Genomic DNA, 25425 nt, shown 5'->3' on the forward strand with positions numbered 1-25425 from the left:
GCGCGTGATTTATTCTTGCGCTGCCCGCTCGGGTATTTGTATCAAGATGTGTCTTGAAGGGAATTTTACGCCACATTGGAAATTGCGTTACCCACCAGCGGCTTATTCACCGTATGAATCGGGCGAGCGTATATATGGCGTAAATAATGGCTAAATAATATCGCTTAGACTTTTTTTGCCTAAATACAGACGATTCACTAAATTGACATGCGGTTGAGGGCGCGGATAGGATTCGCCTCAACGCCTGTGGCTAACCGCCATGACTTCTCTATAAAAAAAGGCCCGCGGCATATTCGGTCGTCCGCGGGCCTTTTTTTATCCGGGGAAAGTCGATACCAAAAAAGCCAAATGGAGCCAGGTGTCACAGCGCGTACTCAACCAGTAATAAGGAATAAAAAAATGTTGAATAAACGGATGGGTCTGCTTGCTCTGGGGATTTTGAGCGCTACTCAGGCAATGGCAAACGACCAGGAGCAATCCAAAGGCTTCGTGGAAGACAGTCACCTGAACATCGCGGCGCGTAATGCGTATATCAGCCGCGATTACAAAGACGGTGGTCAAGATAAAGCCGAGTGGGGCCAAGGCTTCATCGGTAAGTTCGAGTCCGGCTTCACCCAAGGCACCGTCGGTGTGGGTGTGGACGTGATCGGCCAATACGCCATCCGTCTGGACGGTGGTAAAGGTCGCAGCGGCGCTGGCGGTATCAACTTCTTCAAGCAAGGCGACAGCGGCGCAGCACCACACGACCTGGCCAAGGGCGGCGCAGCCGTCAAGGCACGCATCTCCAACACTGTGCTGAAGTACGGTGACCAGATGCCAGCCGTGCCGGTCCTGCAGTACGACAACTCCCGTCTGTTGTCGGAAACCTACACCGGTACCTCGATCGTCTCCAAAGAGATCAAAGGTCTGGAGCTGCAAGGTGGTTACTTCACCAAGGAAGCCCAAAAAGGCGCCGAAGGCACCGACAGCGGCAACCTGAAAAACATCGCCTACCTGGGCGGTAGCTACAAGTTCACCGAAAGCCTGTCGGCCGCGCTGTACGCATCCGACATGGAAGACGTGCTGAAGAAGCAATACGTCAACGTCAACTACGTGCTGGCCCTGCCACAGGAGCAGTCGCTGACTTTTGACTTCAACGGCTACAAGACCAAGCTGGACAAGAGCTTCGCCCAGCTGACTCAAGGTGATGCTAGCGCTCGCGACAACAAAATCTGGAGCCTGGGCGCCACTTGGGCCTTCGGTCCGCACAGCCTGACCCTGGCTCACCAGCGCAGCTCCGGTGACACCGGCTACATGTACGGCGGCTATCGCAACAACACCCGTGGCAGCGGTATCGGCGACGGTGGTAATACCATCCTGCTGGCCAACTCCTACTGGTCTGACTTCAACGCTAAAGACGAGCGCTCCTGGCAGGTCGGCTACGGCATTGACTTCACCACCTTCGGTGTACCGGGCCTGAGCTACAACATCGCTTACGTGCGCGGCACCAACATCGACGACGGTAGCAACCGTGGCGATGGCACCGAGCGTGAAATCTTCAACCAGTTCAAGTACGTGGTACAGAGCGGCCCGGCTAAAGACCTGAGCCTGCGTGCCCGCGCTTCCTGGTTGCGTGTTTCGACCAACGCCAACAACTACAACGTTGGTGGTAACGAAATCCGTCTGTTCGCCGACTACCCGATCAACGTGTTCTAAGATCGAGCGTCGTGCCTGATACCAGGCAATAAAAAACCCCGACTTGTCGGGGTTTTTTTATACCTGCCTGAAACCCTACGCCTTGACCTGCGCCAGCTTCTGGCAGTTGGCCTTGCGCGCCGGGTACTGCCCGCATTTGCGCAGCACGCTCTGCACCTGCTGGGTGTTTTGCAGTTGCTGGTTGGCCAGCAGCTTCTCGGTGATAAACAACTCTTCCGAGCCCAGGTTGCGTTCGGCCTTGTCGATCATGGCCAGCGCGGCCTTGCCGTCGCCGCGCTTGAGGTAGTAGCTGATCATCAAGTCATAGGTCGAAGGCCCAGCCAGGGACCAGTCCTTGATCGCCTGCAACTCCTTGAGCGCATCGGCGTTCCGACCCTGGGCCAGGCGTACGGCGTAGGCGGTGCGACGGATGTTCGGCTGATCCTTGACCGGTGAACTCAAGGCGCGCCGGATAAAGGCATCGGCCTCGGGCACTTTGTTTTTTGCCAGGGCAGCGGTGGCGGCGTACGCATCCTTGTAGCCTTGCATGGCCTTGGCCACGGGCGCGGCGTCACGCACCTTTGGCCAGCTCGTGGTATTGACCCGGGCGCGGCGTTCCTTGCGGTACTCGCGTTGCAGGTATTGGCGCAGCTCGGTGTCACGGTCGATGGCGGACATGTGGGAGCGGTTGAAGTAATCGGTGGTGGCGGTGATGGTATTGGTCAGGCCGTCCTTGACCAGCACGTCCAGCTCCTTGGTAAAGCGGTCGAGGTTGAACTGCTGCAATGAGTCTTGCATCGCGTCCTTGCGGGCGGTGAGAAAGCCCGTCAGCAGCGGCTTCTGCTTGCCCTGGAAATCATTCAGGCGTTCCAGGCTATGGGTGGCCGCACGCGGCGCGTAGCCGGCGCGGATCATCAGGTCGGTGCCGAGCAAATCTGCCTGGTCTTCCTGGCTGCGGCCCCAGGCGGTGCTCCAGACGTTGTCGGAAAAACTGTTGGCCAGCGAGGTATACAGCACGGTGTTGCCGATGGTTTTTTGCGTGCCCGCCGGGTCCTTGCTGAACAGTTTCATGGTGCCCGAACTGCGATCCACCCCGGTGTTGGCCGCCACCGTTGCCAGGGCCACAGTGGAGGCTACGGTGGTGAACATGTCCTTCTGCTGCTTGAAGGCGGCGGCGCGGTCATGGTGATGCAGCAGCACATGGCTCATCTCGTGGCCGAGCATGGCGGCGATTTCATCTTCGCTGCCGACGTTTTCCAGCATGCCCAGGGGCACGAAGATATTGCCGTACGGGTCCGCCGACGGCCCGAAGCTGTAGCTGTCGGTGATCTTCACCTGCAGCAGCGGCAACTGCCCTGGCCAGCCCTTGGACAGGCGCGTGACGATGCCCTGCAAGTACACCTGCAACATCGGGATATCCGCCAGGTTCTGCTGGCGCGCCTCGGCGGCAGGTACGGTGCGACCGTCGTAACTCAAGCGTTGCTGGCCCGCGCGTTGCGGGTCGAGCTTGTAGTACTGGCGCACGTCGGCGTTATCCACATAGTGGCCTTCGACGCGTGACTGGGTCGATGGCCCCACCAGGTTCAGAAACGCCTGGTCTGCACCTTTCAAGGTGGCGCAGCCGCTGAGCAATGCACTGGCCAGCAATAGATATCCCTTCACCGCGGTACTCCCTTATTGATTGCAGCCGGCGCCGTAGCTGAGCGTGGAATTGTTGTGTGTGTCCTTGGCCAGGCTTTGGGGCATTAGCTGGCACGGCAGTGCGGTTTTGTGAAATGGCGGCTCGATACGCACGTCGCCAGTGTCCAGCCAGACTTTCTGCCCTGCCAATTCCACCTGGATCAGCTCCAGCGCCTGGTTGAGCTGCAACACCGGTAGAGGTTGCTTGGGTGCGTCTTTGCGCGCGATTTCCCGCTGCACTTTGCCTTGCTCGTCCACCACCTCCACCGGGTCGGCCAGGAACTCCTTGATGAGATGGGTTTCGGCCAGCACGCCCTGGCTGTAAAGCGCGGCGAGTAACACGATGAGGATCTTGTTCATCCTTGGTTTCCTTGAGTGAGACGACATGGCGGCACCCTTCAGCGGCCACGGTCGAAGAAGGCTTCGATCCGCTCGCTGAACAGCGCCAATGACAACAAAACAATCCCCAGTACGTTGACCAGGGTGATGTGGTTCAGATAGAGCACCCCGCACACCACCAGCAGCATCAGCATCACCAAACCCCACGACGGATAGGGCGAGGTGAAGAAGCGGATCTCCTGCCTGCGCCAGCGAGTCCAGGTATGCAGGCCGGCCAGACGCCGGGCATGCAGAGCCTTGAGCACGATAATCAGCGCCAGCAGCCCAAGCTCCAGCACGTCCACCCAGTGCAGGTTCCAACCGGGGAAATTGGCCGGCTCGCGCTCGTAATCCATGCCCTTGTTGATCAGGTTGTCCAAGGCCATGGCATGCAGGTAAACCCCAGGAATCAGGCCATGCACGGGTGACTGCACCACGTCGCCGGTGGAGGTGATGCTGGCCCCGACCATCACCAGCCGATCGCGCAGCAAACCGGCCACCAGCGCCTGATCCTGCGGCGAACTGACCTCCAGGTCGCTGGCCGACAAGGTCAGGCTATAAGGGCAGCGGGCCTGGGCTGAGTCGTCCAGTTTCCAGAACACCGCCTGGAGCAACTGCGCCACCCAATCCAGTACGAAGTTGCGCGGCGCTGCGCAGTGGCGAATATCGGCGATCTGTGCCTGCTCGGGCGCCAGCTTCAAGCCCCACTGCACGGCGATTGGCTGCAAACGTGAGGCCGCCTCGGCATCTTCGGGCAGACCCGTGCAGGGAGCGTCCTTGCAGAATTGGCGGTACATCGCCAAGGCCGGGGTTTCCATCACCCCCAGCGCGGTCGGCATTGCCAGCGGGTACTTGTCGTCCACACCGTCCCACACCACCAGCCCCGGCTGGCTGAATGCGGCAAATTGTTCGAGGGTATTGGCTTGGCCCTTTTCGCCACGCGTCACCCCGGTATTGGCCAGCAGCAAGGGAATGCCCCGGCGCTGATAGCGCTCGAACACATTCGCCAACAACTGGCTGCCCCGCGTCGGGTCACCGAGGGAGTGATCGTGGCTGTACAGCAAATCCACAAACACCGCCTTGGGTTTGTAGGCCAGCAAGCGTTTGAACAACTTGCTCTGCTCGTTGTACGGCATCGGCCACGAGGTGTTGTTCCGCATCAAGTAGGCGTCATCGACCAACACCACGGTGATGTGTTGCTGGCCGGTGCTGGGGTACTTGCTGGAAGACATCCGGTTGAGCCACTGGGCGGATGCCTTGTCACTGGAACTGGCCAGGCCGAAGGGGTCGAGCACCGCCAGCAACACGATAAAAATCGCGAGCAAATAGCGGCGGGGATTGAAAAGCGGGGGGTTCTTCGACATCCATGTCTCGATATAAAGCGGCGGGTGCTGTCAGGGGCAGGGTTTCCCGCGTGAATGCAGCGAATGCATGGGTTTTAAAGGACGGGGAGGGGGGTGTCAATTAGAAATATGGCTAAGTGCCATCTGGTGTGTCCGGCGGCGGTCCAGGCAGCGTGATGTGATGCCTGGACGCAGAGCTCTTGTTAGCCGGTCAGAAGTTCCAGCGGGTGGACAGCATCACATTGCGTGGGTCGCCGTAGTACGCCGAGTTGTAGAAACCAATGTTGGTGTAGTACGTCTTGTCGAAGATGTTGTTGACGTTCAGTGAGGCCGACACCGTGTCGGTGATCTGGTAGCGCGCCATTACGTCCACCAGCCAGAGCGGTTCCTGGGAGAACTTCTCGGTGGTGCCTTTGCCGTAGTTACTGAGCATCTTCCAGCCAGTACCTTGCCAGCGTACGCCGCTGCCCAGGGTGAGCTTGTCCAGTGGGCCCTTGAGCTTATAGCTGGTGTAGAGATTGACCTGGTCTTCCGGCTCCCAGGTAGAAACCTTTTCCCCCGCCTGATCGCGCATGATCTTGTGGGTATAGCCGGCCTGCAATTGCCAGCCAGGGCTCAGTTCGCCGGACACTTCCGCTTCCCAGCCCTTGGTCTTGGCCTTGATCCCTTTGGAGGCGTAGTCGAGCCCAGGGTAGCTGCCGCCGATGTAGTCATCGTCATCCACCGCACGGTTTTCTTCATGCACCTGGAAGTACGCAAGGCTTGCGTTCAAGCGGCCATTGAAGAACTCGCCCTTGAGACCGACCTCGTAGTTCTTGCCTTCATCAGGTTCGATGGGCTTGTTGGTCCTGTCGCGGTAGTCGTCTTGTGGCAGGTAGATTTCGGTATAGCTGGCGTAGGCCGAGAGATAGTCGTTGAGGTCATAGACCGCGCCGACATAGGGCACCACCTTGCCGGTGTCCTTCACCTGGCTGGTGCCGCTGACCTCATAGTTGTTGACCCGGGTACCAAGCATCAGCGTCAGGTCATCCATCAGGCTAAAGCGCCCGGTGATGTAGCTGGCGCTCTGGCGGGTCAGTTCATCGTTACGCTTGGTTTGCGGGCCCCAGTCCGGTCGGGGGGCATCGCCGTCCCAGTTGAAGTAGTCGTGGCTATTGTTGAAGTTGGTGGCGTTGGTGTAATCCCGGCCCAGCCAGCGGGAACGGGACACCGAGGTGCCGAGCACCAGCTCATGCTCACGTCCAAACAGGCTGAAGGGCCCTGTGGCGTAAAGATCGCCGGTGTCGCTGGTGGTTTCACCGGTGTATTTGCGGGTCAGCATCATCGCCTTGCCCGTATTGACATCGGGTGACAGCAAGGCCGCCAGCGGTGCGTCGTAGCCGTTGATCTGGTGATTGTATTGCGCCTTGGCCACCCAGCCGTTTTCAAAGCTGTGCTCCAGGGTGGCGAACACAGTGCGCGTGTACTGTTCCCACTTACTGAACTTGGCACCGTTGTTGAACGAGCGCGAGGTGTTGATACGGTTGCCCGCCGAGTCATACAGCGAGGCAGATCCGGACCAGCTAGAACCTTGCGGGTCGCTGTCTTGATAGTCACCACCAACCGTCAGCAAGGTGTCCGGCGACAGATCAAACTCAAGAATCCCGTAATACACGTTGGTCTTGCGCTGGTAGTGATCCAGGAACGTATGTTTGTCCTGATAGGCGGCAACCGCTCGGCCACGGACATTGCCGGTCTCGGTCAGCGGGCCGCTGATATCGATTTCCGAGCGATAGTTGTCCCACGAGCCTGCACCCAGATCGATATAGCCTTTGAACGCCGAGGTCGGCTTTTTGCGCACCATATTGATCGTGCCCCCCGATCCGCCCGCACCGGTGAGCAGGCCGGTGGCGCCCTTGAGGATTTCCACGCGGTCGTACATCACCGTATCGGTCAGCGTATGGCCGGACGAATACTGGGCATCCTGCAGGATCGGAATGCCGTCGTACTGGAAGTTCTGGATGGCAAACCCACGCGAGAAGTAAGCGGTGCGCTCGCTGTCGTAGGTGGCGACGGTGATGCCTGGTGTATAGCGCATCACGTCGTCGATGGATTTGAGGCTGAAATCATCCATGGCCTGGCGGGTGACCACAGAAATCGACTGCGGCGTTTGGCGAGGCGTCAGGACCAAGCGAGTCGCCGTCGCGATGGTGCCAGGGGTATATGACCCGGAGCCTTCAGTCACCGTCCCCAACTGGTTGGCGGTGACTTGGGTCGCACCCAGTTCCAGCGCGGCCTGCGCCGTGGCGGTGACCAGAACATACCCGCCGTTGCTCTGGCGCTGGGCCTGCAAGCCGCTGTTGGCGAGCAGCCGGGCCAGGCCTTCCTCGACGCTGTACGCGCCTTGCAACCCGCCGGTGGTGAGGTGGCGAGCCTGCTCGGTATCGAACGAAATAGTCACCCCAGCTTGCACACCAAATTGGCTGAGGGCCTTGCCCAGCGGGCCGGCGGCGATCGCGTAAGGCGCCGTGCTTTGGGCCATTGCCTGCGTCGGCAGGAGCGCCATTGCCGGCAGGCTTGCGAGGGTCAAGCCAAACAGCGCCAGGCGAACCGCACGTGTCAATGAAGTCCTGGCGTAGAGAGGAAGCGGGGGCATCGGATGATCCTTCCGTTGAGCTGGCAGAGAGCCGCTGTTATCGCGGCTTGTGTCATTGACGGATGAGAATCGGAATCAGCAAGGTAGCAGCCAAACAAATTTGCGCGGGCAATCAGGCCGGTTCGATACTGGCCCAATATCGCGTCAGATAACGCACCTTCACCGGTAGGGTTTTACTCAGGTTTTCCAGGACCGTATCCGTGTCGTCGATACGGAACGCACCTGAGATGCTCAGGTTTTGCACGCCAGCAGCGCAGCGCAGCACGCCAGGGCGATAGCGGCTCAACTCCTCGATAAAGTCACCCAGGCGCCAGTCGTCCACGCTCAACATACCTTGCACCCAGGCGGTCGAACCGGTTGGCAGCGGGTGAGGAGGGGAGGCCGCATGGCGATCAAAAGTGACTTGTTGCCCGGCTTCCAGGCGCAATGGCTGGTGGTCATGGTTACCTGGCGTGACCTCGACCGCGTCCTGCAGAACGCCCACCTGCGTTTGCCCTGCCAGCGGGCGAACGCTGAAGCGGGTGCCGAGGGCACGCACGCTGCCATCAGTGGTGTACACAATAAATGGGCGGTGGGCGGGATCCTTGGCGGTCTGGATAAGAATCTCGCCACGGTACAGCTCGATCCGCCGCTGCCTGGCGTCGAAGTGGATATCCAGTGCCGTGTCGGCGTTCATTTCCAATTGCGACCCATCGTCCAGGCGGACCGAGCGCCGTTCGCCCAGGCGGGTGCGTTGCTGGGCGAGCATCGAGCGATATGGCACCTGCTCCACTGCCAGCCAGCTACAGCCGCCAACGGCCACCAGCATGCCGAGTATTTTCAGCACATCACGGCGCTGTGCCTGGGCGGCGCCAAGGCTCGACAGGGCCGCTTGTCGAGGCATCTTTGCCCATTGTTGCTGCAACATTTCGACCCGGGCCCACGCCGCCGCGTGCTGTGGATTGGCATCTACCCATGCTTGCCAGGCCTGGGTCTGCGCTTCGCTGCCGCTACCGTCGTTGAGCTGTACATACCAGGTTGCGGCGGCTTCCAGTGTCTTGAGGTCGACTGTGGCAGGCATCAAGGTTCGACCAGCAACAGGCAGCGCGTCATGGCCCGGATCAGATGGTTTTTGACCGTCGTCACCGACACGCCGAAGCGTTCAGCCGCGGCAACGTAACTCAGGCCTTCAAGCTGCACGGCGAGGAAAATCTCCCGGGTCCGGGTACCCAGTTCATCGAGCAGGCTATCAATGGCTACCAGCATTTCGATGATGGACAAACGAATCTCCGGCGAAACATCCACCGGCTCCGGCCTCTGGGCCAGGGCGTAAAGGTAGGCCCTTTCGATGGTGCGTCGGCGCGACTTGTCGATTAGCAGCGAACGGGCAATGGCACTCAGATAACCACGGGGCTCGCGGATGGGCGTGTCATTGCGTGCGGTCATGACCCGTAGGAACGTGTCTTGAGCCAGGTCAGAAGCATCGGCAGCATTGCCCAGGCGGACGCGCAACCAGCCCTTCAACCAACTGTTGTGTTCGCTGTACAGCTGATGAAGAGCTGAATGATCAAGCGCCGACATGAGGGTTTCACCAAGCGTAAATGGTAATCTATCTCATTATTGTGAGGGTGGAGTTTTTATGCAAGCGGGTGTTGTGGCGCTGTCAGCTTTACCTATCGGGGAGCTGTGCAATATTTTGTTATAACTTTTCAAGGCGGCTATTCGTTCCCTATTCAGAAAAATACGAAGAGGGAACGCAATGGACGTGCTCAACATTCTGTCCAGGTTGTTTGCCAATGCCGGCGCGGTGGGGTTGGAAGGCACCTTCCAGTTCCTTTTTGGCCCAGGCCAGGCATTTTGGGCGCAGGTTAAAACCCACAGCGTGACCCAGGCCGGGGTGCATCCAGCGCCGGATGTGACCATTGAAGTGGCGCAACAAGACTTTCTGGGCATCATGGCCGGCGCCACCGACGTCGAAGAACTGTTCGCCAGCGGCCGTTTGAAAATCAGCGGCAACATGGGCCTGGCCACGCTGCTGCCACAGATCATCGACAGCGCGCGCCAGGGCGCCAGCGCCGAAAAAGTCGATATGAACAAGCGCTACCCGACGCCCCCGCGCTTCAGCGAGCGGGTTTCGGCCAGCCTGCCGACCCAGCACAGCGTCGAGCGGCGGCCGCGTGCGGGGTTGTCGGTGGACGAATTTCGCGGCGGCTACGTGCCGGAGGGCATCCCGCTGGTCATCAGCGACGCCCTGCAAGACTGGCGCTTGTTCAATATGAGCCGTGAAGAATCACTGGTGCACTTCGCCCAACTGCAAGGCATCACCCGGCATGGCGACTACGTGCAGAAAACCTTCTCTACCGAACGCGATTTTCGCTCCACGCCCATGGCCGATTTCATCGACTCCCTCGACCGCCCTGCAGTGCGCGGCGCCAACGGCGAGCCGCCGGCCTATATGGGCAACAACATCCTGCCGGCGCAATTGCTGGAACAGATCAGCTACCCGCTCTATTTTGATCGCGCGCAGTACATCGCTCCCCGCATCTGGATCGGCCCCAAAGGCACCCTGACACCGCTGCATCGCGACGACACCGATAACCTGTTTGCCCAGGTCTGGGGCGAAAAATCCTTCATCCTGGCCGCCCCCCATCATCGCCAGGCCCTGGGTACCTGGTCCACCGCCCCGAAAGGCGGCCTGGATGGCTGCGACTTCAACCCGGACGCGCCTGACTACCAACGCTTCCCCGCCGCGCGCGACGTAACCTTCCTACGCGTGGTGCTGCAAGCCGGGGATATGTTGTTCTTGCCCGAAGGCTGGTTCCACCAAGTGGAGTCACTGGCCACATCCCTATCGGTGAATTTCTGGGTCAACTCGGGGCGTGGGTGGTGAAGGGCGGCGCCATTTCACCAACCCCACCGCCAGGGCCGACAGAATCAGCGCAATCGAGATGCCCTCGCTGATATCGACCCTGTGCCCCAGCAACAACATGGAACCGGTAACGCCAAACACCGGGATCAGCAACGACAGCGGCGCCACCTTCGAAACCGGGTACTCGCGCAGCAACAGGTTCCAGCCCCAGTAACAAAAGTGCGTGGCCGCGTACACCTGGAACAGCAGTGAGAACACCGTCGGCCATTGCACATGGGTGACCAGCGCGGTGAACGGCGCCGCCCCATGGGCCAGCCACGTCAGCAGCAGCAAGGGCAGCGGCGGGAACAGACTGGCCCACACCACAAAAGCAAACATCTCGCGCACCTTCGATTGCTTGATGATGACGTTGCCCACACTCCAGCTGAATGCACTCACCAGCAACAAGCCATAACCCAGCGTCGTCGCCTCGCCTGGACTACTGGCGATAATGCCGATCAGTCCTACAGCCGCCAGGCCCACCCCCAGGATCTGGCCTACGCTCAGTTGCTCGCGAAACAACAACACCCCCCAGCCCAAGGTAAAAAACGCACTGAACTGGATCAGCAAGGCCGCAGTGCCAGGCGGTACGCCCAGTTCAATCCCCAGGTTGATCAAGGCCCACATCGCCACCCCGAAAATCAAGCCATAGGCCACCAGCCACTTCATCGCCACCGCCGGACGCCGCACAAAAAACACCCACGGCAACGCCGCCAGCGTAAAGCGCAGGGCGGTCAGCAACAGCGGATCGATCCCCACCAAACCCAGTTTGGTGATCGGAAAATTCAGCCCCCACACAGCCGTCACCAACACGGCCAGGGCCAGATGCTTGTTTTGCATGATGTTCTGATTCCACAAAGCAGCGCCGGCACCTGTGTGCGCCAGCCAGGGCGCAACTATGGGCAATCGGCGCGATGGCTCGCTTGCACTATCAGGTCATAAATCATTAAATTCGGGCCATGCGCGAAACTGATATCGATCCCTACGAAAACACCCCCCGCGACGCCGTGGTCACCGCCAACGACTACCACGATGGCCGGCACTTTGCGCTGCACACCCATCAACGCGGGCAATTTGCCTACGCCGCCTGCGGCGTGATTACCGTGTTCACCCAACAGGGTAACTGGGTGGTACCGCCCCACCGCGCCATCTGGGTCCCGGCGGGCGTGCCCCACGAAATGAGCATGAGCGGTCCGGTGACCATGCTCAACACCTACATCCGCGACCGCGCCGCCACTCGCCTCAACCTGCCCGCGCAGTGCCAGGTATTCGGCGTATCCACGCTGCTACGCGAACTGCTGATCCGCGCCATCGACGTACCGGCGCTGTACGAAAAGGAACACCTGCACGGCCGCCTGATGACCCTGCTGCTCGACGAAATCGCCGACATGCGCCCCCTGTCACTCAACGCCCCCCTCCCCAACGACCCCCGGCTGGCCCACATCTGCCGCAACCTGCTGGAACAGCCATCACTGGAAACCAGCATCGACGACATGACCCAACACCTCGGCATGAGCCGCCGCACCTTCACCCGGCTGTTCCGCCAGCAGACCGGAATCAGCTTCGTGGAATGGCGCCAGCAAGCCTGCCTGTTGGCGGCCGTGGTCAGGTTGGGAAATGGCGAGTCGGTGACGCGGGTGGCGATTGATTTGGGGTATAGCAGCTCGAGTGCGTTTACGAGTGTGTTCAGGCGGGTGTTGGGGGAGGTGCCTAGTCGGTATTTTGCGAAGGGATCAGGTGGGCATTGTCTTCCATGATTGGCAGGCCGATGCAACGGTCAAATATCGTGATAAGTGGGTTATCGTCGCCATGGAATGACTGATGATTGGCTTCAACCCATTCTTGTTTATCGACTTCCCACCAATTGATCTCGTAACCCACGTTGACGATGATCCATTCGAATAGAATTCGCTGGGCCCGCCCATTACCTTCGCGGAAAGGGTGTGCAACGTTCAGCGTGCCGTAGGACTCAGCGACGGCTTTGACCAGCAAGTCGCGTGAATAGCCTTCAAACCAGGCATTGGCCTGGATTTTTCGGAATTCTCTGGCAGCTTCCGGTTCTATGCGGTCAGGAATGCAAAACTGATTTCTACCCTTGCTGATCTTCACCGTCCTGATCTCGCCGGCCCAACTGTAGATAGTTGAGAACAGGGTGCGATGAATGTGTTTCAGCGTGTCTAGGCTGTAGGGTGGCTCTGTAAACTCAAGCCGCTCTGCGGCAGCTTCAGTGAGGTAGCGCTCGGCCTCGTTGAGGTCGTCTTCTTCGTGCAAATCAAGCAGATTTTTGAGGGTGGCTGTTCCCGGGTAACAGTAGGGGTCCTGATCGACCCCGTATTTGTCGTTACTCAAGCTTTGATTTGCCGAACGGCCACAAGTGCAGCCTCACGAGTCGGTAGCTTGTGATCGTCATTTTTGGAGGTCGTAAACCCCTCGAGGCGCAAGCTGGCCGCGAAGTTGGATCTGCGGTGCTTGGCGAAGTAGGCTTTTTTGGCTTGAAAACTCAGCTTTTCCACGTCTGCTCTCCACGAAGGTGTGCTTGGCAGTATAGCTTATTCAACTATCTGTTTGGCCGCTGCATCAGCGGCACTCGTCGCCTTGAGGGCGTCCACTTCCAAAGCCGCGCTGGCAGCAGAAGAAAGGGGGTTTCCTCTCTATTCCGTGTGGGACTCAGGCGCCCGATGCACAACATCGGGCGCGGACGGCTTACTGCGGCTCAGGCCCGTCGGACTGCATGGCCAGGAGCACATCGTCTAAGATCGCTTTGCCCATTTCACCCAGGTAATGCGAAGAGAACGCGTACTTTTCCCCATCTATATCCATGGCAGCATCGAGCGAGAGAACCTTGGCGTAGTAGAGCAGGTGTGATGCGTGCTCAAGGGCTTCCTGGAAGGGAACACCGGCATTGACGCGGAAGACCTTCATATCGTGTTTGCTTTCGCCACAGTCTGCGAAGGTCACAGCGCCGAGGGTGGTTGCTTGGGGTGGGGTGCTCATTGTTGGCCTCCTGAATACGGAAGGTCATAAGCGGGTAGGGTAGTGAGTATTGAGGTCTTTTCGTACTGCATAAGCTTGCTCCTTTGGTACAACCAAAAAGAGCTGCCATTCACGATTCCAAGCGTGAGGGTGGCAGCTGTACGCAGGTTGGAATCCGAGAAGAAGCGACTCGGCAGGCACGGGGCCTCCCACGTACAGCCGCCAAAAAGCACAAAAAACAGACACAAAAAAAGCGCCCGCTGATTGCTTGACGACGCTGTAGCGTCTTCTTACTCGGGATTCCACGCCCGGTCACTGGTGAGCAGCGACGTTGGGGAGGTTAGCGCGACGGCTTATGGGGTGCAACTCGCAGGGTGTGGGATTTTTCTGGTAGAGCAGTTCTACGGAATATCGGCGGTTCTGAAATCCGATCCCCAGAAACAACAAAGCCCCCACATTTCTGTGGAGGCTTCGCTTTGTATGGTGCGGCACCAGACGAACGGTAGTGGTCGGCGGGGCTAGATTTTCTGCGGGTCTGGAAGTCTGTGGAAAATTTGGCGTACCCCGACAAGTAACTATAAATAAATCAGCTAGTTATGGCGTTAGGTGGAATCGAATTCGGGATTTTTTAGATGTGAGCACATTGTCGGTCTGTAAGTAATTCAGAGCCGCATACGAATGGTAACCCCCCTGAATTTGAACGTTGTCGATCATATTTTTCGTAGAGAATAGGCAGAAACCCGCCAAAAGCTGCCGTGGCGACAGGCAGCAGACGGCCAAAAGTAGTCGGTCAGATGTGTGCAAGAAATTGGGGGCGATTCAGAGAGCGGCCGGGAGCAACCGGCTAGAACGTCAAAGATTTGCACTAATTTAGACACCGTTTTTTCTTCCGCTGTCTATGATATCTGGCGAATCGTTTGATCATATCTGTCTTGTAAGTGTGATTCCTTGAAAGCCCCCTTGATTGCTTGGCGTAGAAAAACCTCCAAGTCTTTCTGCGTCAACAACACAACCAGTCCTGATTTGTTTCGGTTTATTATGTTAGAGATGTGACGATAATAACTGTTTTTTACCTCCTCGCCACGAAAGGCAAGGATACCAAATCGTCCAAAAGTGTCATTAAGATAATAGTTGATCTGATGAAAATCACTTGCGCTTAGGTCTTCGTAGTTTTTACACTCCCATACGACTTGGGTAGAACCGTATTTATTCCTTATGACTTCCCAAAATCCGTCAGGCGCTCGGTTTGACGCTATCCAATCACGTATTGAGGCGCCATCGTGACTTCGCTCGTGTGGTTGAACATTCGTCAAAGACCGAAAGAAACAAAGTTTTATGATATTGCCTACAATTTCTTCAAATCCAGCAGCCCCCGACGGTCCCTTGGGCAAGGTACGCAAATTATCTAATGTGTCCTGCAACGCACCTTTATAGTCGTCCAAGTTAAAGGTGTCGGGCAGCTCCTCTAAGATGCCTTCATTCTTCAGCTGCGTTTCGTCGCGCAAATCCTTCAACAGCAGTGGTTGAAGATTTAGCGCTTCGTGGTAGGTGGGATGAATATAGAAGGTTGAGCTATTATCAAATGATGGCTTGGCATTTGAGTCTTTGCCAGACTCTTTATACTCCACAGTTTTTTTTCGTCGAATACCAAGAAAACCGATTCCATACAAAACTTCGACGAAACGAAAAGGCGTTGTGTAGTCGTAAAACCAACCATTGCAGTATTTGTTAATGGATTCCGTAACCAGCAACTTTTGAATAAAGTCTTCAATTGCCACCAAGGTATACTCATTACCTAAGCCAAAAAAGTACTCGAGAATTAAACTAATATTTGGATAATTCTCAGCATACTCGTCACCCAAATCCTTGAGTCTACTTGTGCTATAGCGTTTGGACGCGACATCCATGTCTGCGTCTCTAACCTTTTGGTTTCCGTGATTAATGGCTGAGTCTATTGCATAGCTAGTTAACATCAGTACATCCCGAGGCCGATGCTGACAAAGGCTCATCACCGAGGGCACGCTAGTTTTTGAGTCTTCCTCCTCGAAAAAACAATTCCATGCCTCTCCTCCTAGTTTTGGTTTAGTAGTAAAAGGCTTTACCAATCGACGCTCTACAAGCTCGGTAAGTTTTTCAGAGGACCAATCAAGAAAAACCACTGACGTCTCAAGCCTCGCAAACTCATTATCGAGGGAGCGAATTCTGTCATAGATATTTTCGCGTATGAAGACATAGGGCTTTACGTGTGGAGTTGACGCGATTAATCTAACCGTGGCATGCATCAATGCCATGAGGCATATTATAGCTGAGCCAGAACCATCCCAGGACTCATCCAGTCGATCAATTAGGATGATATAACTCATTGGTGAAGAAAATGAGATCTGATTAATTTCCGCCAGCAGGTTTTTGCTTCGACTTATCTGGCGAAGCCATAACTTATCATTGTCTTTGGTATATGCATCAAAAATCTCTTCGGTCAAATTCAAGATGCGCTGATCAAAATCACAATCCTCAATCAGGCCTCTTTCTCGTCGGATAGTATCTGGCGCTTTGTCGAAACTTAAACGCCCTTCCATGACCCATATCTTGATCACCTCATCGATCAAAGCCCTTTCCATCGAGTGCATTAATGATTTGAAAGGACGCTGCCTAGTGTCTAGAAACAACTCTTGCTCTAGTGGGAGCCGTAAGAGATCAAATATCTGTGGAACAATATTGATCGTTCGGGGGAAACGCCGCTCAACTTCAAACGTAATAGCGGTTTTCCCGGCTCCGCGACGGCCTATAAAAAAACAGTTAGAGCTATCCGGATTGAGCGCAGAGAGAGTCGCCGGTGTAGTTACGAATAATTCATGATCACTTCTAATTATATCGTACTCTGCAAAAGCCTGGCCCAGCTTTACTCGTTGCAAAGCATCTTTAGGTAACTGGATTTTAGCCAAAGGTAACATCCTTGTGCTTATCAGAGACGCATATAAAGGGATAAATAGCTCTAACGCTCCGCAGCGGAGAGTAGCTGAATTCGGCGAAATCTCCATCCACGGGCGGTTATTGGTAGGATGCCAGACTCATTTTTTACCAATTCCAACGGTCTCGCTCATAAGCCGACCGTATTCAGCCTATTTTTGGCATCACTCTCTTATGAGCGTGGGTCATGTTCCGTCAACGTCGAGGTCCGCACTGGGACGATCTGTACCTGCAACCACTCCCATCTATGGGGCGATTCGGACCTCGGCAACAGGCAGAAAACGGCCATTCAATCAGTTTCCTTCCCGATGCGCTTGTTTGTTCCACATTTGAGACTCTCTGCCTCTCCTGGCTGGCGCAAGGTACACGAGGCTGGCATTATGATGGCTAAATTAGAGCGTCTCCGCATCAGCGATGCTGAACAAATAATCAAAAGGGATTTTTATGAAAAGATATTTTTTGATGTCGCAAAACTTCATGAACAATTGTTGCAGTAGTCGATTTTAGATTGCAGTTTTTCAAGAATGTTTTTTTCGAGTAATGGGTAGTGGTATCTTGAAGCTAATGCGTTACGATTAAAGTTTTTTATAGAACAAGATAGTATTTTTAATAATTGAGTGTTTAGTAATGAGCTCACCAATAAGTGTTTATGAGGTTTTTACGCCAACCACACCGGCCAGGGCATCATTCATCGAAAGAGAGGAGGTCAATGATAAACTGGTGGAAGCTCTAATGACCCCCGGCACGCAACTGGTAGTATACGGATATTCTGGGTCGGGGAAGTCTACACTTCTGAGGAATAAACTCCGGCAGCTATATGAGCGTGAAATCACTACGCGCTGCACTTCCTCTACTAGTTTTGACCAGCTTCTGCTTAGCGCTTTCGATGATCTGGACTCTTACTATATTTCTGAAAAGTTAGATAAAAAAACAAGCTCCATCTCGGCATCTGCACATTCAACGTTGGCTGCTATTAGGATTCAGCTAGCGGCGGCAGCATCTAGCGAAGTATCAAATAAAAAGATCAGGGTAATCCCTCCTCAACTAACGGCCCAGAATTTGGCGAGACTGATGGGGGAAGCTAATTGCTGTTGGGTACTTGAGGATTTTCATAAAATAGATGAGGTTGAACGTACCCAGCTGTCTCAGACCATGAAAGTATTCATGGATATGGCGGATGACTACAGAAATGTAAAAGTTATTGCAATTGGTGCGGTGGATTCGGCAAGGCAAGTGGTGCAATATGATTCAGAGATGCGTACTCGTATTGCAGAAATTCATGTTCCGCTTATGGAACCTCACGAGCTTCAGGAGATCGTGAATCTTGGAACCAAACTTTTAAATATTAGATTTAGTCCGTCGCTTACAAATAAAATTAGTCATTATGCTAATGGGTTGCCTGCGATCTGCCACACGTTGTGCTTAAATATATGTCATGAAAATTCTGTCAGTCATCAGTTGACAACTCTAGTAACACTTTCCGTTGAGCATCTTGAGCCTGCTTTGAACAAGTATCTATCTAATACTTCGGACTCGCTGAAAATGGCGTTTGAGGCATCATTAAAGCAAAATCGAAAAACCAAATACGCTCATTCAAAACTTATAATCCATGCATTAGCTCAGTTGGCTCAAGAAGGGGCGACAGCTGATCAGATTCTTCAAAAAGTAAAAAACAAAGAGTCAAGCTACAGCAAGAGGAATCTAACGAATGGAATCGAAAAACTATGTTTGGTTCAACCGACTCCTCTGGTTAGGTTTGATGAAAATTCTGGAAAATATTCGTTCATTGACCCACTATATCGTGCGTTTGCAATGGCATTAAATTCCGATGAGCCGAAGACTACTTTAGAGATCAGTCTGAGCAGTGTGATCGAGGCTTTACTTGCTGGCATTAATAAAAAACCAAGATAGTCTTAGGTCTGTCAGGGTAGCGCGGAAGTTCTGATTTTTTGAAACTTCTCGTGCTTATGACCGACAACTATTGGTCAAGATTTCTGCCAGGAACGTTTGAGTCGAAAGCGAGTAATTAATGTAGGCCGAATAGTTAGTCGCCTCCGAAGTAGAAGGTATCTAACATGCGATCTAGACAATATTTACTCATACTATTTGAATAAGTATGTTAACTGCCCTTAATGTGAGGGTTAGCTAAAAGGGGCTTCGGATGATCGCGGAAATTGCACCATATATCACTATATTGACAGCCATAATTGTAGCTTATTTAACATATCGAAATCAGTTGAGGCTTAAGACTTTTGAGATGTTAATTGAGCGGCGTAACTCTGTACTGGTTGATATTGAGAAGTTTATCGGCGAGCTTTATAACGCAAATTTTGAGTTTGTTGGTGATGAAGTACCTATTGCGTCAAGAAAATACTCGCGCGAATATTTTCATGAAGGACTGATTCTGATGCATAAGATAAAAGGTTCAAATTTTGGCTCATCTGTTGATGTGCTTAACAATACATTTTGGCAAATTATTGCTAAGCCGGGCTATAATGAGCCGATAATGTCGAAAGAACAATTCAAGGACTGGGTAAGCAGAACTACAAATGTGGTGTCATTAATTTACGGACTCGCACATAGTGAGCTTACAAAAGAGCTGGAAAAAATGGCCTTACCTTGGGTTTCAAGAAAATTTAAGGCATATAAAAACAGAAAGACCATTCAGAGCTAGATCACTGTCAGCTCGGTGAATGCTTTTGGCCGATTCTGTTGAAAAAGTCGACCATGGTTTGCGCAGCAGAAAAGTATGCGTCCGAGATTGAAATCCTTACTTTCGGCAGAGGCCTCCGGACTCAGATTTCACGTAGCAGTGTGCAAAAAGGCGATTTAACCAGTCAATGACCAGGCTGTTTGGGCGAACCGACTTTTTCAACAGAATCGGCCGTTTTCTGACCTTCGTCTAGCGGTTGAACTGCCAGGGTTTTCCTAAACGATGAGTGAGTAATTGCATGGTCAGCAAATAGTAATAGCGCGTCGATTCAGTGTGCTGGTTTAGGTGGTGATTCAAAAACCACGCAAGGTGTTTTCTCTGCCAAGTCCATGGATTGTCGCGTTGCCAGCGCTCAGCGATTGCTGTTTGGATAGCCTTCGCCTGACGCAGGTGGCGTTGGCGCGTGGTATGCGACCCGGTCAGGACGCCCGTCAGGAACAGATCCATATCGAATACCGTGCTCATGCGCGACCACCAATGTAAGCGGCCACCACGACGATACGGTTGTGCCCCAGCTCATAGCTGATTTGTACTCGGGCTTCCTGATCGAGACGTCGGTCGAGTTGATAGCAATGGCCACCGTTGATGGGGGCGGGATGGTGGGTGATTTGCTCATAGCGTTCGCACGCATAGGCTGCCCGCAATTCGTGGAAGCCTTTGAGGTTGTACTGATGGAGGATGTCCCGTGCAGGACGGACGATTCCCCGTTGGAAATCGAGGTAGGTTTCGTTCGGTGCAAGTAGGTTGCGGCTACCGTCTGGTGAGATCTGTTCGGCGAATCTCAGCGCCTCGCGAATATGATCATCCGCCCTGATCCAGCGAGGTGCCGAGGCACCTGAGCGGCCCCCCTTGGTGCCATCCTGGATGTTGATCTTGCCGTATTGTTCGGCCTCACGTTTTAAGCGCGGAAGGTCGGCCAAAATGGCCTCACGTAAGCGCATGCCGGTGGCTCGCGCTAATTGAGCGATGGCCGCGGCACGCGGCTGCTGGTGTGCGCAAAGCACCTCTACGACCCTCTTCACATGTTCGCGTTCTTGGCTTTGCGGCACCGAACGACGAACACTGGTGCGCCGCATTCCTAGCGCCTTGCACGGACTTGGTACTTTCACATACTGATCACCGCGAAGCGCTGCCAAGGTACGGTTGACGCTGGACAATCGGTTTTGCGCAGTGGCGATGGCGAGCTCACCTTTTTCAACTTGTTGGCGCAGATGTCCGGCATAGTCCAACAAGGTCTTCCGATCAATCTGCCGCGCATCGTTAAACCCCGGCCCATCCTTCGAGCGGCACCAACGTACAAATGCCTGCCATCGATCACTGTGCGCTTTGACCGTGCCGTAATGCCCGCCGCCAAACATGTCCCGCAACGCCTGGGGCCCGGCATAACTCAATTGCCGGCCATAGCCAAAATTCCGCCCATTCCGTCTACCGACCAATGCCATGATCAAACTCCTCTCGAAGCCAAACCGTTTCAAACCTTCCTCACGTCATCCCGCCAAGAGTGCTGAGTGTTATCAGGGATCAAGGCCCCTGCGACCTGTGAGGGTTGTCCACTAACGCGGGACTTACGGCTCCTTACGACCGGGAGCTTGGGCATCTCATGATCTGGCCTCCTGAGCACTTCCGAAGAGGTGGGCGGGTGGAGGCTGCACTGGCTGACGAAACCAGCGCCGCGAGATCCTGAGTCGGGTGAAGGCAGTGAAGCTATGACCGGGGCATGCCTGACTGTCAGTCAGATGCAGTCCATTCCGTGGGCTGCGGCACCATCATCTGCATCGCTGTTGCTGGTGACTTCGATGTTTGTCACGCCGATTGTCACGAGGGGAGATGCCGCAATGCCTTGTACGAGGTGGGCTGCAGCAGTGGTAGGAGCGCCCGTCTCTTTCCGGAAGAAAGAGACGGGCGCAGGTTGGCGCAGTGAAATGGCCAAGCGGATAGGTTGCTGCAGGGCAGCTGGGTAGGGGGATGTATTTGCCGCAATGGCAATGATCTGAAGTAGGCATCCATCACTCGGTGAGTGACCGTGCGAGCCGCCGGACGCTAATCGCACTTTGGGAGAACCACCACGGTGTGGCGTAGCCTTGAAGGTTCTGGCTACCTGGGTTGCTGTCAACGACAGCGCTTGCCCGATCTTTTCTACGCCTGTGGATAATTTGGGTCAAGGCTCGGATTTTCGGGAATTCTGCGGCTGTGGATGAAATTATCCACCGGTGGAAATCTATGGTTTTCCACAGACAATTCGCGTGGGCTTTAGATTTTTTAAGTGAGGTCCATCCAAGCAGGGCGGCTTTGCAGCCCCGCTTGGATGGACCCGCGTGGAAGGGCGGACAACGGTGATCTCACAGGCTTACCCACGTTTGGATGCGCCACGGCTATTTTGTAGGGCCATGATGTTGTCGCCGACTGGGTGAGCGAATTCGTGGGGTGTCACATGCCCATGGCGGTTGGCGTCGATGTAGTTGCTCCACCACGCCATGATTAGCCTGCGTTGTTCGAGGAATTCAGCCTTGTGGATATACGCGGCGCGCACGCGGTTGCGTTCCTTGTGGCTCATTTGTCTTTCGATGGCTGCGTCGGTCCATAACCCGGACTCCAGCAGGGCGCTACAGGCCATAGTCCTGAAGCCGTGGCCGCACACGTCCTTGCTAGTGTCATAGCCGACGTTGCGGAGCATGGTGTTCACCGTGTTCTCGGACATGGGCTTCCAGTACTTATGGTCGCCCGGTAGCACCAACTCTGAAAAGCGACTGAGGCTTCGCAGGCGCTCCAGTATTTCGATGACCTGCGGCGATAGCGGAACCATTTGAATGTCGCCGTTCATCTTGGTCCCACGTGTGGAGTTGCGTACCCCTTCAATCGGTGCGCGCGTATCGGGAATTTCCCACATGGCGCGTTGTAGGTCGAACTCACTCCATCGAGCGAAGCGCAGTTCGCTGGAGCGGACGAATACATGCAGAGTCAGTAGCACAGCAAGGCGCGTTAGCTCGCGGCCGTTGTAGTTGTCGATACGGTGTAGCAATTCGGGTAGGCGGTTGAGGGATAGGGCCGGACGATGGATTGTGCGTGGCGCGTGAATCGAGCCTGCCAGATCCAGTGCAGGATTCATGGTGATCTGCCGAGCCCTTTTGGCCCCGCGCATGATGGTGGATAAGTAGTTCTGTACCCTTAACGCCACATCCATGGTGCCGCGTTCCTTGATGCGCTGGGTGATCTCTAGCAGGTCGTGGGTATCGAGTTCAGCGATGGGTCGTTGGCCGATCAGCGGGAAGACGTGGGTGCGCAGTCGGCTCATTACGGTTTTTGCGTGGCCTTCGGTCCAGCGGCGGGACATGTCGGCGTGCCACTCCAGGGCAACGGTTTCGAAAAGCAGTGCCGCACGCTGGGCCACGATCTTGGCCTTCTTCTTTTCTTCCATTGGGTCGAGGTTGTCGAGCAGCAACGCCTTGGCTTCGTCTCGCTTACGTCGTGCGACGGAAAGGGTAACGATGGGGTAATTGCCGATGATGAGCGTTCCTTCCTTGCCGCTGGGCTTGGTGTACTTCAAGCGCCAGGTCTTCACGCCATTGGGTTTGACGAAAAGGTACATGCCTCCGCCGTCGAACAGTTTGTAGGCGCGTTCGCGGGTTTTGGCCGTGCGGCATTGCAGGTCGCTAAGGGGAATCGCTAGACGTGGCATAGGGGTACGCGCTCCTGACCGGAAAATCGCAGTACCCCTAACATACCCTCGGGGAAGGGGGATTTTGTTGGATCCCGACAGAGGGTTCTGGAACGAAAAAACCCGCCAAAGGGCGGGTTTTCGGGGCTTCCAGAGCATTCGGTGGAATGCAATGGAGCCTAATGTGGTGCCGGCACCAGGAGTCGAACCCGGGACCTACTGATTACAAGTCAGTTGCTCTACCAACTGAGCTATACCGGCGTGTTAGGGCGACGATTATAGCGATTGAAAAGGTTCTGTAAACCCCTGAATTCTGACTATTTTTCAGAACCTTGTTTTTCCTCTACCAGTCGTGCGTTCCAGCGGTTTCGCGAAGGCTGATGAGGGCCTGTGCCCAGGCCTTGGGGTGGCGTGAGGCTTGATACGCAGAAGGTATCAAGCCGCCCCTTGATCAGTATTAAACAACACCGTTGTTCGTTGTTAAGTTGAGGTGGCACTCAATGAGGAAAAGCCCATGAACTTCGCAGGAAAAACCGCCGTTATCACCGGTGCAGGCCGTGGCTTGGGTTTTGTCTACGCACAGGCGTTGGCCCGGCGCGGGGCTAATGTGGTGGTCAGTGATATCGGCGCCGATCACCTCGGTTCGGGGGGCGATAATGCCGTCGCCCAGGATGCGGCGCGGCGTCTGCAGGCTCAGGGGTTGAGCGTGGTTGATCATCAGGGTGACTTGTCCAGCGAGCAAGGTTGTCGGCAGTTGGTCGAGGTGGCCGTCGCTGCATTTGGGCAGTTGGATATCCTGATTCATAACGCCGGCTGGGTGGGTTATCAAGCCATTGAGCAGGCGGACGCGGCGTTTGTCGGGCGTGCGCTGGATATCAATGTCTATACGCCCATTTGGCTGTGCAAACATGCCTGGAAACACCTCAAGCAATCGGCGGCGGCGCGGGTGGTGCTGACGTCTTCTGATCGGGCGATGTACCAGCAATATGCCCAGCCCGGTCTGGTGGCCTATGCGGCCGGGAAGATGGCGCAGTTGGGCATCATGAATGCCCTGAGTATGGAGGGCGCTAAAGACGGGATTTTGGTCAATGCGGTCTCGCCGGTGGCCAAGACGCGCATGTGGGGGGTTGATGGCGAGCCGGATAATCTCAAGCCTGAGTGGGTAGCGCCCGGGGTGGTGTTCCTGGCGTCGGGGCAATGCCAGGACACCGGCTACATCCTGCGCGCCAGCAACGGTCAATTTACTGCGACGCGGTTTGTCGAGAATCCGGGGGTGGACTATCCCGTCGACCTGGCGCGGGTCAGTGCGTCCAGTGCCGAGCGGGTTGCGCAGCAGTGGGAGCGGATAAAAGAAAGCCACTAAATTGACGGTTGGCCGTTCGTCGCAATCATTATGATAAAAAACACCAAAATAATGACACTCTCCTAGTCCTGTCACACACTGCGTGAACAACAAGTGCGCCCATGCCCAGCAGGAGGCGCCGTGACAAGGGAGGATGGGTTGTGAGCCAGGCCGACGAACGTTTTGCAAAGAATTTTGCCAGTCATGATCAACCGATGACGTCGACGCTGCAGTTCTTCGAAGATACCCCCCTCGACGACGCGCCTTCCCCCACCGAACAACCCCATCCAACCGTCATGCCAGCCTGCCGAGCGCAGGTTGTGGTGCTGGTGTCGGTCAATGGTGGTGTGGGGCGTAGCACCCTGGCGACGGCGCTGGGCAGTGGCTTGCAACGCCTGGGGCGGGCGGTGACGGTCCTGGAGCTGGACCCGCAAAACGCCCTGCACCTGCATTTTGGCCTGCCCCACGACAGCCCGGGAATCGGTCGTGCCAGCTTGTGTAATCAGGCCTGGGATCAACTCGTCCAGCCCGGTTTCTGCGGCAGCCGGGTGCTGGTGTTTGGCGAGACCGACATGCAACAGCAAGAAGACCTGCAGCGCTGGCTCAAGCAAGAACCGCAGTGGCTGGCGCAGCACTTGTCGCACCTGGGCTTGGGTGAGCAGGACATGGTCATCATTGACACTCCCGCCGGCAATAACATTTACCTGCACCAGGCGTTGCACGTCGCCCATACCGTGGTGGTGGTTGCCCTGGCAGACGCGGCGTCGCTCGGCTCGCTAGAGCAGATGCAGCGGTTGCTGGCGCCATACCTTGCGCGCCCGTCGGCGCCGCGTTGCCACATGTTCGTCAATCAACTGGACGAGGGCAGCGCCTTCAGTCTGGATATGGTGGACTTATTCAAGCAACGCCTTGGGGAAGATGGCCTGGAAGTGATCCATCGCGATCCGCATATCAGTGAGGCGCTGGCCTTTGGCGAGGACCCTCTGGAGAGGGATGCTGCGAGCATGGCCTGTGACGATATCCATGTGCTGTGCCAGCGATTGGATGGCGCTTGAACCACGTCTTATACGGCTAACCGCAGATGCTTATGCACAATCTGTTGGTTGTACAGGTATGGAAACAGTCATTTTGTGGAGCTGTTCTCATTACGCTGCAACTGCCTGTTTTGCGTGCGTTTT

22 protein-coding genes and 1 tRNA gene are annotated in these 25425 nt (G+C 55.5%); 8 read left to right on the forward strand and 15 right to left on the reverse strand.

The window, feature by feature from the left end; genetic code table 11:
- Positions 1 to 399: 399 nt before the first annotated feature.
- A complete protein-coding gene (locus BHC62_RS10935) occupies positions 400 to 1695 on the forward strand; it encodes an OprD family porin (RefSeq protein ID WP_029299834.1) in 1296 nt (431 codons plus the stop codon).
- A gap of 75 nt (positions 1696 to 1770) precedes the next feature.
- On the opposite strand, the gene BHC62_RS10940 is transcribed toward BHC62_RS10935, so the two are convergent.
- The 6 genes from BHC62_RS10940 to BHC62_RS10965 form a co-directional block, all read right to left on the reverse strand.
- Positions 1771 to 3336 (reverse strand): M48 family metallopeptidase, encoded by a 1566-nt coding sequence (locus BHC62_RS10940; RefSeq protein WP_029299835.1) that lies wholly within the window; start codon positions 3334 to 3336, stop codon positions 1771 to 1773.
- Between the two features lie 12 nt (positions 3337 to 3348).
- Positions 3349 to 3714 (reverse strand): hypothetical protein, encoded by a 366-nt coding sequence (locus BHC62_RS10945; protein WP_029299836.1) that lies wholly within the window; start codon positions 3712 to 3714, stop codon positions 3349 to 3351.
- Positions 3715 to 3752: 38 nt separating this feature from the next.
- Positions 3753 to 5096, reverse strand: a complete 1344-nt coding sequence (locus BHC62_RS10950; RefSeq protein WP_070995031.1) for a CHASE2 domain-containing protein — start codon at positions 5094 to 5096, stop codon at positions 3753 to 3755.
- Positions 5097 to 5286: 190 nt separating this feature from the next.
- The gene (locus tag BHC62_RS10955) at positions 5287 to 7710 is read right to left on the reverse strand and encodes a TonB-dependent siderophore receptor (RefSeq protein ID WP_029299838.1); all 2424 of its coding nucleotides are present in this window, start codon (positions 7708 to 7710) and stop codon (positions 5287 to 5289) included.
- 112 nt (positions 7711 to 7822) lie between these two features.
- Positions 7823 to 8770, reverse strand: coding sequence for a FecR domain-containing protein (locus BHC62_RS10960; RefSeq protein ID WP_029299840.1), 948 nt, complete (start codon positions 8768 to 8770; stop codon positions 7823 to 7825).
- Positions 8770 to 9270 carry a sigma-70 family RNA polymerase sigma factor gene (locus BHC62_RS10965; protein WP_070995032.1) on the reverse strand — a complete coding sequence of 167 codons (501 nt, stop codon included), beginning with the start codon at positions 9268 to 9270 and terminating at the stop codon, positions 8770 to 8772. Before BHC62_RS10965 ends, BHC62_RS10960 begins: the two co-directional genes overlap by 1 nt.
- A gap of 178 nt (positions 9271 to 9448) precedes the next feature.
- Between BHC62_RS10965 and BHC62_RS10970 the strand changes: the two genes are divergently transcribed.
- Positions 9449 to 10579, forward strand: a complete 1131-nt coding sequence (locus BHC62_RS10970; protein ID WP_070995033.1) for a cupin-like domain-containing protein — start codon at positions 9449 to 9451, stop codon at positions 10577 to 10579.
- Here BHC62_RS10970 and BHC62_RS10975 read toward each other — a convergent pair.
- Positions 10538 to 11437 (reverse strand): EamA family transporter, encoded by a 900-nt coding sequence (locus BHC62_RS10975; RefSeq protein ID WP_070995034.1) that lies wholly within the window; start codon positions 11435 to 11437, stop codon positions 10538 to 10540. The two genes, BHC62_RS10970 and BHC62_RS10975, sit on opposite strands and share 42 nt — an antisense overlap.
- A 119-nt stretch (positions 11438 to 11556) precedes the next feature.
- On the opposite strand from BHC62_RS10975, the gene BHC62_RS10980 reads away from it, so the two are divergent.
- Positions 11557 to 12354 (forward strand): helix-turn-helix domain-containing protein, encoded by a 798-nt coding sequence (locus tag BHC62_RS10980; RefSeq protein ID WP_070995035.1) that lies wholly within the window; start codon positions 11557 to 11559, stop codon positions 12352 to 12354.
- On the opposite strand, the gene BHC62_RS10985 is transcribed toward BHC62_RS10980, so the two are convergent.
- The 4 genes from BHC62_RS10985 to BHC62_RS10995 all read right to left on the reverse strand — a co-directional run bounded on the left by BHC62_RS10985 (position 12308) and on the right by BHC62_RS10995 (position 16512).
- Entirely contained in the window at positions 12308 to 12946 is a 639-nt protein-coding gene (locus tag BHC62_RS10985) for a Fic family protein (protein ID WP_070995036.1), read from the reverse strand. The two genes, BHC62_RS10980 and BHC62_RS10985, sit on opposite strands and share 47 nt — an antisense overlap.
- Entirely contained in the window at positions 12943 to 13110 is a 168-nt protein-coding gene (locus BHC62_RS27750) for a YhfG family protein (protein WP_083335435.1), read from the reverse strand. The genes BHC62_RS10985 and BHC62_RS27750 overlap by 4 nt, the downstream gene beginning before the upstream one ends.
- A gap of 190 nt (positions 13111 to 13300) precedes the next feature.
- Entirely contained in the window at positions 13301 to 13591 is a 291-nt protein-coding gene (locus BHC62_RS10990; RefSeq protein ID WP_070995037.1) for a DUF3077 domain-containing protein, read from the reverse strand.
- 875 nt (positions 13592 to 14466) lie between these two features.
- Positions 14467 to 16512, reverse strand: a complete 2046-nt coding sequence (locus BHC62_RS10995) for a P-loop ATPase, Sll1717 family (protein ID WP_070995038.1) — start codon at positions 16510 to 16512, stop codon at positions 14467 to 14469.
- Positions 16513 to 16629: 117 nt separating this feature from the next.
- Between BHC62_RS10995 and BHC62_RS28090 the strand changes: the two genes are divergently transcribed.
- The 3 genes from BHC62_RS28090 (at position 16630) to BHC62_RS11000 (ending at position 19211) form a co-directional block, all read left to right on the forward strand.
- The gene (locus BHC62_RS28090; RefSeq protein WP_143007525.1) at positions 16630 to 17034 is read left to right on the forward strand and encodes a hypothetical protein; all 405 of its coding nucleotides are present in this window, start codon (positions 16630 to 16632) and stop codon (positions 17032 to 17034) included.
- A 130-nt stretch (positions 17035 to 17164) separates the two neighbouring features.
- A complete protein-coding gene (locus BHC62_RS27365; protein ID WP_071610025.1) occupies positions 17165 to 18448 on the forward strand; it encodes an ATP-binding protein in 1284 nt (427 codons plus the stop codon).
- 250 nt (positions 18449 to 18698) lie between these two features.
- Positions 18699 to 19211, forward strand: coding sequence for a hypothetical protein (locus tag BHC62_RS11000; protein ID WP_070995039.1), 513 nt, complete (start codon positions 18699 to 18701; stop codon positions 19209 to 19211).
- Between the two features lie 228 nt (positions 19212 to 19439).
- On the opposite strand, the gene BHC62_RS11005 is transcribed toward BHC62_RS11000, so the two are convergent.
- The 4 genes from BHC62_RS11005 to BHC62_RS11020 form a co-directional block, all read right to left on the reverse strand.
- A complete protein-coding gene (locus BHC62_RS11005; RefSeq protein WP_070995040.1) occupies positions 19440 to 19715 on the reverse strand; it encodes a hypothetical protein in 276 nt (91 codons plus the stop codon).
- Entirely contained in the window at positions 19712 to 20692 is a 981-nt protein-coding gene (locus BHC62_RS11010) for an integrase domain-containing protein (RefSeq protein ID WP_070995041.1), read from the reverse strand. The genes BHC62_RS11005 and BHC62_RS11010 overlap by 4 nt, the downstream gene beginning before the upstream one ends.
- Positions 20693 to 21597: 905 nt before the next feature.
- Complete coding sequence (locus tag BHC62_RS11015) at positions 21598 to 22926, reverse strand: integrase arm-type DNA-binding domain-containing protein (RefSeq protein ID WP_070995042.1); 1329 nt, start codon at positions 22924 to 22926, stop codon at positions 21598 to 21600.
- 164 nt (positions 22927 to 23090) lie between these two features.
- Positions 23091 to 23166, reverse strand: a tRNA-Thr gene (locus BHC62_RS11020).
- Positions 23167 to 23419: 253 nt separating this feature from the next.
- On the opposite strand from BHC62_RS11020, the gene BHC62_RS11025 reads away from it, so the two are divergent.
- Both BHC62_RS11025 and bcsQ read left to right on the forward strand, forming a co-directional pair.
- Positions 23420 to 24268 carry an SDR family NAD(P)-dependent oxidoreductase gene (locus BHC62_RS11025; protein ID WP_070995043.1) on the forward strand — a complete coding sequence of 283 codons (849 nt, stop codon included), beginning with the start codon at positions 23420 to 23422 and terminating at the stop codon, positions 24266 to 24268.
- Positions 24269 to 24408: 140 nt separating this feature from the next.
- Complete coding sequence (bcsQ, locus tag BHC62_RS11030; RefSeq protein ID WP_070995044.1) at positions 24409 to 25302, forward strand: cellulose biosynthesis protein BcsQ; 894 nt, start codon at positions 24409 to 24411, stop codon at positions 25300 to 25302.
- The last annotated feature ends 123 nt before the right edge of the window (positions 25303 to 25425 follow it).

The organism is Pseudomonas sp. 06C 126, from assembly GCF_001855215.1.
Classification (GTDB): domain Bacteria; phylum Pseudomonadota; class Gammaproteobacteria; order Pseudomonadales; family Pseudomonadaceae; genus Aquipseudomonas; species Aquipseudomonas proteolytica.

Excerpts from the sequence above, each read along its gene's own strand:
- BHC62_RS10935 (WP_029299834.1), top strand. The coding sequence starts at position 400 with ATGTTGAATAAACGGATGGGTCTGCTTGCTCTGGGGATTTTGAGCGCT.
- BHC62_RS10945 (WP_029299836.1), bottom strand. The coding sequence starts at position 3,714 with ATGAACAAGATCCTCATCGTGTTACTCGCCGCGCTTTACAGCCAGGGC.
- BHC62_RS10950 (WP_070995031.1), bottom strand. The coding sequence starts at position 5,096 with ATGTCGAAGAACCCCCCGCTTTTCAATCCCCGCCGCTATTTGCTCGCG.
- BHC62_RS10955 (WP_029299838.1), bottom strand. The coding sequence starts at position 7,710 with ATGCCCCCGCTTCCTCTCTACGCCAGGACTTCATTGACACGTGCGGTT.
- BHC62_RS10960 (WP_029299840.1), bottom strand. The coding sequence starts at position 8,770 with ATGCCTGCCACAGTCGACCTCAAGACACTGGAAGCCGCCGCAACCTGG.
- BHC62_RS10965 (WP_070995032.1), bottom strand. The coding sequence starts at position 9,270 with ATGTCGGCGCTTGATCATTCAGCTCTTCATCAGCTGTACAGCGAACAC.
- BHC62_RS10970 (WP_070995033.1), top strand. The coding sequence starts at position 9,449 with ATGGACGTGCTCAACATTCTGTCCAGGTTGTTTGCCAATGCCGGCGCG.
- BHC62_RS10975 (WP_070995034.1), bottom strand. The coding sequence starts at position 11,437 with ATGCAAAACAAGCATCTGGCCCTGGCCGTGTTGGTGACGGCTGTGTGG.
- BHC62_RS10980 (WP_070995035.1), top strand. The coding sequence starts at position 11,557 with ATGCGCGAAACTGATATCGATCCCTACGAAAACACCCCCCGCGACGCC.
- BHC62_RS10990 (WP_070995037.1), bottom strand. The coding sequence starts at position 13,591 with ATGAGCACCCCACCCCAAGCAACCACCCTCGGCGCTGTGACCTTCGCA.
- BHC62_RS28090 (WP_143007525.1), top strand. The coding sequence starts at position 16,630 with ATGCCAGACTCATTTTTTACCAATTCCAACGGTCTCGCTCATAAGCCG.
- BHC62_RS27365 (WP_071610025.1), top strand. The coding sequence starts at position 17,165 with ATGAGCTCACCAATAAGTGTTTATGAGGTTTTTACGCCAACCACACCG.
- BHC62_RS11000 (WP_070995039.1), top strand. The coding sequence starts at position 18,699 with ATGATCGCGGAAATTGCACCATATATCACTATATTGACAGCCATAATT.
- BHC62_RS11005 (WP_070995040.1), bottom strand. The coding sequence starts at position 19,715 with ATGAGCACGGTATTCGATATGGATCTGTTCCTGACGGGCGTCCTGACC.
- BHC62_RS11010 (WP_070995041.1), bottom strand. The coding sequence starts at position 20,692 with ATGGCATTGGTCGGTAGACGGAATGGGCGGAATTTTGGCTATGGCCGG.
- BHC62_RS11015 (WP_070995042.1), bottom strand. The coding sequence starts at position 22,926 with ATGCCACGTCTAGCGATTCCCCTTAGCGACCTGCAATGCCGCACGGCC.
- BHC62_RS11025 (WP_070995043.1), top strand. The coding sequence starts at position 23,420 with ATGAACTTCGCAGGAAAAACCGCCGTTATCACCGGTGCAGGCCGTGGC.